At 69.7% G+C, this 12,492-nt stretch carries 9 protein-coding genes; 2 read left to right on the top strand and 7 right to left on the bottom strand.

Going from position 1 to position 12,492, the window contains the following annotated elements; all coding sequences use genetic code 11:
- Positions 1-42 precede the first annotated feature (42 nt).
- Positions 43-2,634, top strand: coding sequence for a bifunctional aconitate hydratase 2/2-methylisocitrate dehydratase (gene acnB / locus C1M51_RS01425; RefSeq protein ID WP_129447904.1), 2,592 nt, complete (start codon positions 43-45; stop codon positions 2,632-2,634).
- Between the two features lie 56 nt (positions 2,635-2,690).
- Here acnB and C1M51_RS01430 read toward each other — a convergent pair whose 3' ends face one another.
- From C1M51_RS01430 to C1M51_RS01445, 4 genes are read right to left on the bottom strand one after another with little or no spacing between them, the layout of a single operon-like run.
- Positions 2,691-4,853 carry an FUSC family membrane protein gene (locus C1M51_RS01430; RefSeq protein ID WP_129447905.1) on the bottom strand — a complete coding sequence of 721 codons (2,163 nt, stop codon included), beginning with the start codon at positions 4,851-4,853 and terminating at the stop codon, positions 2,691-2,693.
- A complete protein-coding gene (locus C1M51_RS01435; protein ID WP_129447906.1) occupies positions 4,853-5,770 on the bottom strand; it encodes a ketopantoate reductase family protein in 918 nt (305 codons plus the stop codon). Before C1M51_RS01435 ends, C1M51_RS01430 begins: the two co-directional genes overlap by 1 nt.
- A gap of 22 nt (positions 5,771-5,792) precedes the next feature.
- A complete protein-coding gene (gene sbcB, locus C1M51_RS01440; RefSeq protein ID WP_129447907.1) occupies positions 5,793-7,232 on the bottom strand; it encodes an exodeoxyribonuclease I in 1,440 nt (479 codons plus the stop codon).
- 38 nt (positions 7,233-7,270) lie between these two features.
- Positions 7,271-8,146 (bottom strand): DNA ligase, encoded by an 876-nt coding sequence (locus C1M51_RS01445; protein WP_310733943.1) that lies wholly within the window; start codon positions 8,144-8,146, stop codon positions 7,271-7,273.
- 198 nt (positions 8,147-8,344) lie between these two features.
- On the opposite strand from C1M51_RS01445, the gene acnA reads away from it, so the two are divergent.
- On the top strand, positions 8,345-11,074 hold the full coding sequence (gene acnA / locus C1M51_RS01450) for an aconitate hydratase AcnA (RefSeq protein ID WP_129447908.1): 2,730 nt from the start codon (positions 8,345-8,347) through the stop codon (positions 11,072-11,074).
- A gap of 41 nt (positions 11,075-11,115) precedes the next feature.
- Here acnA and C1M51_RS01455 read toward each other — a convergent pair whose 3' ends face one another.
- From C1M51_RS01455 to C1M51_RS01465, 3 genes are all read right to left on the bottom strand, one after another.
- The gene (locus C1M51_RS01455; RefSeq protein WP_129447909.1) at positions 11,116-11,472 is read right to left on the bottom strand and encodes an arsenate reductase; all 357 of its coding nucleotides are present in this window, start codon (positions 11,470-11,472) and stop codon (positions 11,116-11,118) included.
- Between the two features lie 4 nt (positions 11,473-11,476).
- Positions 11,477-11,995 carry a hypothetical protein gene (locus C1M51_RS01460; RefSeq protein WP_129447910.1) on the bottom strand — a complete coding sequence of 173 codons (519 nt, stop codon included), beginning with the start codon at positions 11,993-11,995 and terminating at the stop codon, positions 11,477-11,479.
- A gap of 66 nt (positions 11,996-12,061) precedes the next feature.
- Positions 12,062-12,481: a YbaN family protein gene (locus tag C1M51_RS01465; RefSeq protein ID WP_129447911.1), complete on the bottom strand. Its 420-nt coding sequence runs from the start codon at positions 12,479-12,481 to the stop codon at positions 12,062-12,064.
- Positions 12,482-12,492: the final 11 nt, after the last annotated feature.

Here is a 12,492-nt window from a genome sequence, read left to right on the forward strand (position 1 = left end):
CTTTCGTCCCCCGCCCTCCTCCTACCGTCCCCGGAGTCCACCATGCTGCAAGCCTATCGCCAACATGCCGCCGAACGCGCCGCGCTCGGTATCCCGCCGCTGCCGCTCGAAGCCAAGCAGGTGGCCGAGCTGATCGAGCTGATCAAGAGCCCGCCGGCCGGCGAAGAGTCCTTCCTGCTCGACCTGCTGACACACCGCGTCCCGCCGGGCGTCGACGACGCCGCCAAGGTCAAGGCTTCGTTCCTGGCCGCCGTGGCGCACGGCGATCTCGCGGTCGCGCTGATCTCCAAGGCCAAGGCCACCGAGTTGCTGGGCACGATGGTGGGAGGCTACAACGTCAAGCCCCTGATCGACCTGCTTGACGACGCCGACGTGGCCGCCGTCGCGGCCGAAGGCCTGAAGAAGACGCTGCTGATGTTCGACTTCTTCCACGACGTGGCCGAGAAAGCGAAGGCCGGCAACGCGAAGGCCAAGGAAGTGATCCAAAGCTGGGCCGACGCCGAATGGTTCACCTCGCGCCCCGAGGTCGACAAGAAGATCACCGTCACCGTCTTCAAGGTGCCGGGCGAGACCAACACCGACGACCTGTCGCCGGCCCCCGACGCCTGGAGCCGCCCCGACATCCCGCTGCACTACCTGGCCATGCTGAAGAACACCCGCGAAGGCGCGGCGTTCAAGCCCGAGGAAGACGGCAAGCGCGGCCCGATGCAGTTCATCGACGACCTGAAGAAGAAGGGCCATCTGGTCGCTTACGTCGGCGACGTGGTGGGCACCGGCTCGTCGCGCAAGAGCGCCACCAACAGCGTGATCTGGGCCACCGGCCAGGACATCCCCTACGTGCCGAACAAGCGCTTCGGCGGCGTCACGCTGGGCGGCAAGATCGCGCCGATCTTCTTCAACACGCAGGAGGACTCGGGCTCGCTGCCGATCGAGGTCGACGTGTCCAAGCTCGAGATGGGCGACGTGGTCGACATCCTGCCCTACGAGGGCAAGATCCAGAAGAACGGCACCACCGTCGTCGAGTTCAAGCTGAAGAACGAGGTGCTGTTCGACGAGGTGCGTGCCGGTGGCCGCATCAACCTCATCATCGGCCGCAGCCTTACCGGCAAGGCGCGCGAGTTTCTCGGCCTGCCCGCCTCGACGCTGTTCCGCCTGCCCAAGGCCCCGGCCGCGACCCAGGCCGGTTTCACGCTGGCGCAGAAGATGGTCGGACGAGCGGTCGGCCTGCCCGAGGGCCAGGGCGTGCGCCCGGGCACCTACTGCGAGCCCAAGATGACCACCGTCGGCAGCCAGGACACCACCGGCCCGATGACGCGAGACGAACTGAAGGACCTGGCCTGCCTGGGCTTCAGCGCCGACCTGGTGATGCAGAGCTTCTGCCACACCGCGGCCTACCCGAAGCCCGTGGACGTGAAGACGCACCGCGAACTGCCCGCCTTCATCAGCAACCGCGGCGGCGTGGCGCTGCGCCCGGGCGACGGCGTGATCCACAGCTGGCTCAACCGCCTGCTGCTGCCCGACACCGTGGGCACGGGCGGCGACAGCCACACGCGCTTCCCGATCGGCATCAGCTTCCCCGCGGGTTCGGGCCTGGTGGCCTTCGGCGCGGCCACCGGCGTGATGCCGCTGGACATGCCCGAATCGGTGCTGGTGCGCTTCAAGGGCCAGATGCAGCCGGGCGTGACGCTGCGCGACCTGGTGCATGCGATCCCGCTGTACGCGATCAAGGCCGGCCTGCTGACGGTCGCCAAGGCCGGCAAGAAGAACGTGTTCTCGGGCCGCGTGCTGGAGATCGAAGGCCTGCCGGACCTGAAGGTGGAGCAGGCCTTCGAGCTGAGCGACGCCTCGGCCGAGCGCTCGGCCGCCGGCTGCACCATCAAGCTCAACCCGGCGCCGATCAAGGAGTACCTCACCAGCAATGTGGTGCTGATGAAGAACATGATCGCCGACGGTTATGCCGACGCCCGCACCCTGCAGCGCCGCATCGAGAAGGTCGAGGCCTGGCTGGCCAATCCGCAACTGCTCGAGGCCGACAAGAATGCCGAGTACGCCGCCGTGATCGAGATCGATCTGGCCGACATCAAGGAACCGATCGTCTGCTGCCCCAACGACCCGGACGACGCCAAGTTCATGTCCGAGGTCGCCGGCACCAAGATCGACGAGGCCTTCATCGGCTCGTGCATGACCAACATCGGCCACTTCCGCGCCGCCGCCAAGCTGCTGGGCGGCCAGCGCGACATCCCGGTCAAGCTGTGGGTCGCCCCGCCGACCAAGATGGACGAGAGCGAGCTGATCAAGGAAGGCCACTACGCCAACTTCGGCGCCGCCGGTGCCCGCACCGAGATGCCCGGTTGCAGCCTCTGCATGGGCAACCAGGCGCAGGTGCGTGAAGGCGCGACCGTGGTCTCCACCAGCACCCGCAACTTCCCGAACCGCCTGGGCAAGAACACCAACGTGTTCCTGGCCTCGGCCGAACTGGCGGCGATCGCATCGAAGCTCGGCAAGATCCCGACGGTGGCCGAGTACCACGAGGCGATGGGCATCATCAACAAGGACGCCGACAGCGTGTACCGCTACATGAACTTCGACCAGATCGACGAGTACGCGAGCGTCGCGAAGGAAGTCGCCGCCTGATCATCGGCGACGCCGCTCGAGGCCACGGCCCGCAGTTCCTGCGGGCCGTTTTCCTTTCAGGCCCGCCGTTGCGCGTGCGCGCGCAGCCGTTGCACCGCGGCGGCCACGCCGTGAGCAGCCTGTACCACCATCTGCGAGCGGCGTTCGAACCACGGCAACAGCGCCGTCCCTGCCGACTGGGCCGGCAGTTCGAAGGACAGCAGCGCTGCCAGCGCGACTTCGGCCGACGCGGCGGCCGCCGACGTCGGACCCGGCGCGAGGCAGGCGTGCACCGCCGCGGCGGCGCGACGCAGCACCGCCTCGGCCGGCTCGCGGTCGAGCGCGTCGACCCGGCGGGTGAGCATCTGCCGCATCGCGGCCAGGTGACCGAGCATTTCCTGTCCGTGGGTCAGTGCGTCGGTGATGGCCTGCAAGGGCACCCGCACGCGTTCCGGCTCGACACTGCTGCGCTGGGCCACCGCGGCCAGCCCCGCCAGCGACTCGTAGGCCTCGCGGCGCGCCAGGCCCAGCCGCGCGCGACCGCGCCCGGGCTCGGGCCAGGTCAGCACCTCGATGGCCAGCACGTTCAGGCTGTTCAGCAGCCGGTCGAGCGCGCGCGTGAGGCTGCTGCGCTCCCACGACGGCAGGACGTAGCAGAACGCCCAGGCCAGCCCGGCGCCGAGTGCGGTATCGGCCAGGCGCTCGGCCACTGCGAAGCCGGCGGCCGGATCGGCCAGGTGGGCCTGCAGCAGGGCCATCACGGTGGCAGCGATCGCCGTGACCAGATAGCGCACGTTGACGAAGGCATGCGCGGCCGCAACCGCCAGCAGAAAGGCCACCGAGGCCACGCCGCTCCAGTGCAGTTGCGCCAGCCCGAGCACCAGCAGACAGCCGAGCACCGTGCCGCCGAGCCGCGCGTTGCGCCGCTCGAGCGTCTGCTCCAGATTGCCGCGCAGCACGACCGCGACGCTCAGCACCAGCCAGTGCGGGTGCGAGGCCCAGGGCAGTGCCTCGCCGATGAAGTAGGCCGCCCCGAGCGCGACGGCCGAGCGCACGGCGTGCCGAAGCACCGGCGATCTCCCGCTGGTGTGTGGTTTCAGTGCGGCGAGCGGCCAGCCCTCGACCGACACGAACAGGCTCAACTCTTCCTGCGTCAACCGCAGCGGCAACAACTCTCCGCGCAACAGCGCGCGCATCTGCCGCAGGTCGTCGATCATGTGCTGCGCGCGATCGGCCAGCGCTGGCAACAGGTGCTTGCGCTGGTCGCCCGCCGGGATCGAGACACCGGCCACCCAGGCGTGCAGCGGGCGGTCGTCGCTGTCGTGCGTAGCCTCCACCGGGTCGTCGTAGCGCAGCGCGCCCTGCATCGCATCGAGCGCGGCCGCCTGCGCTTCCAGATTGGCGGCGAGCCGCTGGCGCACCGCAGCCGCCAGCGCATCGTCGCCCAGCAGGCCCAGATCGAGCTCACTGGCCAGCAGGGTGTCGCGCAGATCGACGGCGGTGACCAGCAGGCCGGCGAAGGTCCGCGTTTCGGTATCGCGGTCCGGCCGCTCGAAGATCAGATCGCGCGCCGCCTGCACCCGGTCGTTGAGCGCCGTCTCGTCGTGGATCCACGTGCGCAGTCGGTCGGCGGCCGAGTCGCTGCCGCGCACCTGCGGCGATGAAGGCACGAGCAATGCGGCGCGCGCCCGCAGCAAGGCGGACAGCCCCTCCAGCACGCCAGCCAAGGCCAGCGCTCGATAGCGGCGCTGCAGCATCACCGAGCAGAACATCGCCCAGGCCATGTACAAGGCCGCGCCGAGCGCCGTCCAGGCGGTGTGCGCGAACACCGCAGCCGCGCCCGACACCGGCGGCGACGCCATCGCGAACACGATCGCCAGGATGCCGACGAAGGACACCGGACCGGCGCGCAGGCCCCAGGCCAGCGTCATCGCGGAGGCGAAGGCCACCACCACCACCACGCCACCGAGCGCCACCGGATGCAGGCGCAGCGCGACGACGAACGCCGTCACGACGCAGGTGCTGAACGCCGCCAGCGACACCCTGTGCCAGCTGCGCCGCGGCACCACCGGCAAGTCGGCCAGGCTGACGCAGACCGCGCCGCTGACCGCCCACAGGGCCGGCGCGCTGCCGGCCAGCGCCGCCACCAGCGCCTGGATCAGGCAGATGCCGAGCGCCACGCCGATGCCGTTGACGACATGCAGCGGCAGCGCATGCAGCGGACGCCAGGGAACGCGCATCAGGCGGGCGGCGCTTCCAGGGCCTTCACCAGCGCGTGCAGGCAGCGGTTCACTGGCGTTGGCGTGCCGGTGGCCTCGCCGCGCCGCACGACGTAGCCGTTGAGGTGATCGATCTCGCTGCGGCGCCCGCGGCGCAGGTCCTGTGCCGTCGACGAGAACTGCGCCGGCATGGTCTGCGCGATGCGGCGCACCGACGCCGGCACCTCGCCCGGGATCCGCACGCCATCGGCGGCGGCCACGGCCAGGCACTCGGCCATCAGGTCGTCCATCACGCGCGCGATGCCTTCGCGGGCGACCAGCGGGCCGTAGGGCAGGTTCGTCAACGCCGACAGCGCGTTGTAGGCGCAGTTGAGCACCAGCTTGGCCCACAACACGCCGGCCACGTTGTCCCCGGTCTCGGCCGGCACGCCGGCATCGCCCAGCAGCGCCAGCAGGCCGGCGGCCTCCAGCGTGCCCGGGGAGCCGCGCACGGCGGTCGGTCCGATCACCAGCTCGCCGCGACCGTTGTGCTTCACGTGGCCGGGACCGGCCATCTCGGCAGCGACGTAGACCACCGCGGGCCACACCGGCACACCGACCAGCGCCTGCAGCCGTTCGGCGTTGTCGACGCCGTTCTGCAGGCTCAGCACCAGCGCATCCGGCGCCAGGTGGTCACGCAGTTCGAGGCCGGCCGCCTCGGTGTCGGTCGACTTGACGCAGAACAGCACCAGCGCCGCGTCGATCAGCGCCACCGCCTCGGTGCTGGCGCGCACCGGCAGTTCGACGTCGAAGGCCGCCGTCTGCAAGCGCAGACCGCGCTGCTTCAGCGCCTCGACATGGGTCGGTCGGCCAACCAGCACCACCTCGTGGCCGGCACGCGCCAGCATGCCGCCGTAGTAGCAGCCCACGGCCCCCGCGCCCATCACGCCGATCTTCATCGTTCGCCGCCGCGCTCTGGCTTCACGGGGCCGGCGGCGCGATCTGCTCGGCATAGTCGTAGAGCGCGCCCAGGATGTCCTGGCCCCGCTCGTCGGCCGATTCGCTGAGCGCGTCGATGCGTTCGAAGAAGGCCGCCAGGCTGCTGCCGCCGCCGATGCCCAGGTGCAGCCGCTCGGCGCGATGCTGCTCCCACTGGGCCCGCTCCTCGGCATTGAGCGTGTGCGGGAAGTTGCGCGCGCGGTAACGGAACAGCAGTTCCTCCAGGCGCCCGTCCTCGAACGACGGGCGCTGGCCCGCCAGCCCTTCCGGCGGCAGCCCACGCAGCCGCTCGAGCGTGCGCCGGTCGGCATGGGAGACGAAGCCGCCATACAGGTCTTCGTCGACGTCGGGTGCCTGCTCGGGCGCGGGCCGCGCGAACACTTCTGCCCACAGCGCGCGCGGCAGCGTGTCGTGCGCCAGGGCGATGTCGGCGTGGCGCTGCACCCGGGCCGCGTCGTAGCCCCAGCGCTCGGCCATCGCCGGGCTCAGCGTCTTGAGGTTGCCGATGACGATCGGCGACTTGTTGATATGGATGCTCTTGATCGGCAGGCGCGTCGTGCCCTCCGGCAGATCTTCGGCCTTGGTGAACAGGCGCTGGCGGATCGCGGTGGCATCGAGTCCGTAGAGTTCGCTGGGGTCGGCCGCCAGATCCCAGACGATCAGTTCGTTCTTGTTGGTCGGGTGAGCGCCGAGCGGCCACACCGCGGCGAGGCAGCCCCGCTCGGCCGGGTACATGCCGGAGATGTGCAGAAAGGGCCGCCGCGCACCGGCACCGATCTCCGCCATCACCGCGTCCTTGCGGTGCAGCCGGAAGCAGAAGTCCCACAGGCGGGGCTGGTGCCGGCGGATCAGCCGGGCCAGGCCGATGGTGGCGCGCACGTCCGACAGCGCATCGTGCGCCGCCTCGTGCGTCAGGCCGTTGGCCGCCGTCAGGTGCTCGAGCTTGAACGAGGCGCGGCCGTCGTCGTGGCGCGGCCACTCGATGCCCTCGGGCCGCAGCGCATAGGTGCAGCGCACCACGTCGAGCAGGTCCCAGCGCCCGCAGCCGTTCTGCCACTCGCGGGCATAGGGGTCCATCAGGTTGCGCCAGAACAGATGGCGCGTCACCTCGTCGTCGAAGCGGATGGTGTTGTAGCCCACGCCCACCGTGCCCGGCGCCGCCAGCTCGCGCTCGATGGCGGCCGCGAAGGCATGTTCCGGCAGGCCCTGCTCGAGGCAGGTCTGCGGCAGGATGCCGGTCAGCAGGCAGGATTCGGGATCGGGCAGGAAATCGGGCGCGGGCTGGCAGTAGTGCATCAGCGACGAACCGATCTCGTTGAGTTCGGCGTCGGTGCGCACGCCGGCGAACTGCGCCGGCCGGTCGCGCCGCGGCCAGCGCCCGAAGGTTTCGTAGTCGTGCCAGTAGAAGCTGTGTTCGCTCATCGCCCGCAACATACCTCAAGCCGTGACCGGGACCGGCGTCAAGGCCCGGCCACCCGCAGGAAACTGGCGAAGCGCGGCAGGCCGCGCGCCGTGGTGCCGCGGTAGGTGTAGGTGACCACCGTGCCCGGCGGAGGCGGAGAAGCCCGCTGTGCGTCGCTGAAGCCCGTGCCGAGCGCGAACTCCCGCCCCTGCGGCGTGCGCACGCGCAAGGCGCCCAACTGCCCGACAAAGCGACCCTTCCCCGCCACGTGCCCGACGACGACCGCCTCGCCGTCCTGCAGCGGCTTGAGCTTCAGCAGCACCTCGCTGCGGCCGGTGACGTAGGGGGCGTCGGCCCGGTGCAGCATCAGCCCTTCGCCGCCCTGCACCACCACGCTGGCCAGCCGGGCCTGCAAGGCTGCGGGATCGGGCAGCTCCCACTGCGCCACTGCCATCAGCGGCCCGGGCCCTGCATGCCCGACCAGCCGCTCGATCCGCGCCGCCCTCTCGGCGAACGGGCCGGGGGCGCCCGGCAGCTCGAACACGCCGTACCGTACCTGCCGCCATCCCGCATCGTCGGGCTGACGGTCCCGAACGATCGCCGTCAGCGCCTCGAAACGGCCACGGCCGAGCCACAGTTCACCGTCCAGCGCCACGGGCGGCAAGCCGGCGGTGAACCAGGCCGGCGCCGGGACCAGGCCGCCGCCGCGGAACCGCAGCACGCGGCCGTCCCATTGCGCCCGGATGCCGTCGAGCTTCTCGCTCACCCGGTAGCCGACCGGCGACTGGCCGGCCGCGGCCTCGCGCGCCAGCAGCATCGCCGGCGCGGCCACGCCGGGCGGCGGCTCCGCTGCGGCGCCGGCAGCCCGGACGCCGAGCGCCGCAGCCAGAGCCAGCGCCCGCCCCACCACATCACGCCTCGACATCCCCTGCATGGCCGGCTCCTTCCGCTCGATGGCCCGCGGCGATTGTTCGGCGGCACGGCCGCCGCGGGCTCCTCCCCACTGGAGCGGATGACGGGGGAGCGCACCGGCCCTCGCAAGGGTGCGTCGACCAAGGTGCCGCGATGTCATGTGGTGTCGGCATGCAAACCGCATAATCGTTTTCAACCCCACCCCACAACGAGGTCGACCATGCCCGCCACGAGCCCGCACGCCTTCCCGAAGACCCTGAAGAGCTTCAAGACCGCCTCCGGCAAGGAGGGCCGGTTCTACTCGCTGCCCGAGCTGGCGAAGACCTTCCCGAACGTGGCGCGCCTGCCAGTGTCGGTGCGCATCGTGCTGGAGAGCGTGCTGCGCAACTGCGACGGCAAGAAGGTCACGAAGGAGCACGTGGAGCAGCTCGCGAACTGGCAGCCGACTGCCGAGCGCAGCGACGAGATTCCCTTCGTCGTCGCCCGCGTGGTGCTGCAGGACTTCACCGGCGTGCCGCTGCTGGCCGACCTGGCCGCGATGCGCAACGTGGCGGCGAAGATGGGCAAGAACCCCAAGGCGATCGAGCCGCTGGTGCCGGTGGATCTGGTGGTCGACCACTCGGTGATGATCGACCACTTCGGCTCGGCCAAGGCGCTGGACCTGAACATGAAGCTGGAGTTCAGCCGCAACCAGGAGCGCTACCAGTTCATGAAGTGGGGCATGGACGCCTTCGACACCTTCGGCGTCGTGCCGCCCGGCTTCGGCATCGTGCACCAGGTGAACCTCGAGTACCTGGCGCGCGGCGTGCACAAGACCCAGGGCGGCATCTACTACCCGGACACGCTGGTCGGCACCGACAGCCACACGACGATGATCAACGGCATCGGCGTGGTCGGCTGGGGCGTGGGCGGCATCGAGGCCGAGGCCGGCATGCTGGGCCAGCCGGTCTACTTCCTGACGCCCGACGTGGTGGGCTTCGAGCTCACCGGCCAACTGCGCGAGGGCGTGACGGCCACCGACCTGGTGCTGACCGTCACCGAGATCCTGCGCAAGGCCAAGGTGGTGGGCAAGTTCGTCGAGTTCTTCGGCGAAGGCACCCGCACCCTCGCCCTGCCCGACCGCGCCACGATCGGCAACATGGCGCCCGAGTACGGCGCCACGATGGGCTTCTTCCCGGTCGACGAGAAGACCATCGACTACTTCCAGGGCACCGGCCGCAGCAAGGCCGAGATCGAGGCCTTCGAGGCCTACTTCAAGGCGCAGAAGCTGTTCGGCGTGCCCAAGTCCGGCGACATCGACTACAGCGCGGTCGTGAAGCTCGACCTGGGCACGGTGGCACCCTCGCTGTCGGGGCCGAAGCGCCCGCAGGACCGCATCGAGCTCGGCCACGTGAAGTCGCAGTTCGGCGCGCTGTTCAGCAAGCCGCCGGCGGAGAACGGCTTCAACCAGCCGGCCGAGAAGCTGGGCCAGGCCTTCACCACCAGCGACGGCCTGGAAATCCGGAACGGCGACGTGCTGATCGCCGCCATCACCTCCTGCACCAACACCAGCAACCCAGGCGTGCTACTGGCCGCCGGGCTGCTGGCGAAGAAGGCGGTGGAGGCCGGGCTGAAGGTGAAGAAGCACGTGAAGACCTCGCTCGCGCCGGGCTCGCGCATCGTCACCGAGTACCTGGAGAAGGCGGGCCTGCTGCCCTACCTGGAGAAGCTCGGCTTCTTCGTCGCCGGCTACGGCTGCACCACCTGCATCGGCAATGCCGGCGACCTGACGCCCGAGATCAACGAGGCGATCACGAAGAACGACCTGGTGTGCGCTGCCGTGCTGTCGGGCAACCGCAACTTCGAGGCCCGCATCCACCCGAACCTGAAGGCCAACTTCCTGGCCAGTCCGCCGCTGGTGGTGGCCTACGCGATCGCCGGCACCGTGAGCAGGGATCTGATGACGGAGCCGGTGGGCACCGGCAAGGGCGGCAAGCCGGTGTACCTGGGCGACATCTGGCCCACCAGCGACGAGATCTACAAGCTGATGAAGTTCGCGATGGACGGCAAGGCGTTCAAGAAGAACTACGACAAGGTCAAGAGCGATCCCGGCAAGCTGTGGGAACAGATCAAGGGCGTGAAGGGCAACGTCTACACCTGGCCCAAGAGCACCTACATCGCCGAGCCGCCGTTCTTCCAGGACTTCACCATGGAGCCGGCCGTGGCGGACGCCGGCGTGAGGGGCGCACGCATCATGGGCCTGTTCGGCGACTCGATCACCACCGACCACATCTCGCCGGCCGGCTCCTTCAAGGACACCACGCCGGCCGGCAAGTACCTGCTCGAGCGCGGCGTGCTGAAGGCCGACTTCAACAGCTACGGCTCGCGCCGCGGCAATCACGAGGTGATGATGCGCGGCACCTTCGCCAACGTGCGCATCAAGAACCTGATGCTGCCACCCAAGGACGACGGCGCGCGCGAGGAAGGCGGCTACACCCTCTTCCAGCTCGACGGCGCGGACAAGGGCCGCAAGCTCGCGATCTACGACGCCGCCATGCAGTACATCGCCGCCGGCGTCCCCACGGTGATCTTCGGCGGCGAGGAGTACGGCACCGGCTCGTCGCGCGACTGGGCCGCCAAGGGTACGCAGCTGCTGGGCATCAAGGCCGTGGTGGCGAAGAGCTTCGAGCGCATCCACCGCAGCAACCTGGTCGGCATGGGCGTGCTGCCGCTGCAGTTCAAGGGCAGCGACTCATGGAGCACGCTGGGGCTGATCGGCGACGAGGTGGTGGACGTGGTGGTCGATGCCGACATGAAGCCGCAATCGGACGCCACGCTGGTCATCACCACGCCGACCGGCGAGAAGAAAACCGTGATCGTCACGCTGCGCATCGACACGCCGATCGAGGTGGACTACTACAAGCACGGCGGCATCCTGCCCTTCGTGCTGAGGCAGTTGCTCGCCGCGTGACCGCCGCTTTGTGAGGATGCGGCACGACGGTCGTCGCGTCCTCAGTGGGGCAGCCGTGCGCTGAACACCGCTTCGTCGAAGCCGACGGTCAGGCCACCCGGCCACTCCACCACGGGCCGCTTCACCAGCGACGGATGCTCCCGCAGCGCCCGCTGGGCGCTCGCCGCGTCGACGACGGACTCCCGCACCGCAGGATCGAGTTGGCGCCAGGTCGTGCCCTTGCGGTTGACCAGCGTCTCCCAGCCGACGGCAGCCACCCAGCCGGCGAGCGAGTCGGGGGGCACGCCCTGTTTCTTGAAGTCGTGGAACGTGTAGCCGACGTCGCGGGCCTCCAGCCAGGCGCGGGCCCGCTTCACGGTGTCGCAGTTCGGGATGCCGTACAGGGTGATCGTGGGCATGGAATCAGCGACCGTCGAAGAGATCGTCGCACTGCGGATCGACGTTGTTGCCCAGTTCAGCCACCTTGTCGGAGGTGTCGAGGCTGACCTGGAACCACACGCAGAACGGCGTGTCGTAGCGGTAGGACCAGAGCTGGTGCTGCTGACGTGACAGGAAGCGCACATTCGACGGATGGCCGATGCGCCGCAGCACTTCCTCGCGGCTCATGCCGATCTGCAGTGCATAGAAATTCTTCTCGGTCAGCACCTGCTCCCAGCGCTGCAGCCGCTGGTCGGCATCGAAGTCGAGCATGTAAGTGTGCTTGCCCATCGGTCCTCGGGCGAACTCCAGCCGCTCACCGGACGGGGCGAGAGCATAGCGCCCGGTCGGCGACCCCATGCGCTCGATGACTTGCGCCTGCGGTGTACCGACGGGCAGGCCCGAAGGGCTGTAACCGGCACAGGCTGACAGCGCGAGCACGCCGATCCACAGCGGCATGCGGCGCACGGCGGTCGATGCGGCAGCGAGGGTCGACGGGCTCATGCGCAAATTCTGCCCGCGAGCGAAATCCGACCCCGTCGCGCGGAGATGGCGATGGAGCGACGTCGCTCAATCGCGACCCGGCAGCCGCTGCGTCGCGCCCGCCGTCGGCAGGCGCCACATCCACAGCGCGACGGCGGTGCAGCACAGTGCGGGCGCCCATCGCCAGGGCGAAGACAGCCACCACCACGACCAGACACAGCCCAGCGTCATCATCACCGTGGCCAGTCGCTTCGCCGCCAGCGGGATCGCGCGATGCGAACGCCACGCCTGAATCATCGGTCCGAAGCGTCGATGCCCGAGCAGCCAACGTTCGCAGCGTTCGCTCCCGCGCGCGAAGCAGAAGGCCGCCAGCAGCACGAAGGGCGTCGTAGGCAACAGGGGCAGCACGGTGCCGACCAGGCCCGTCAGCAAGGCCAGCCCCCCCGCCAGCGACCACAGTGCGCGAATCCAGCGCGGCGTTGGGGGAACTGAGGCCTCGTCCTGCATGGACGCAGTAT

Source organism: Methylibium sp. Pch-M (assembly GCF_004136295.1).
Taxonomy (GTDB): Bacteria; Pseudomonadota; Gammaproteobacteria; order Burkholderiales; family Burkholderiaceae_C; genus Methylibium; species Methylibium petroleiphilum.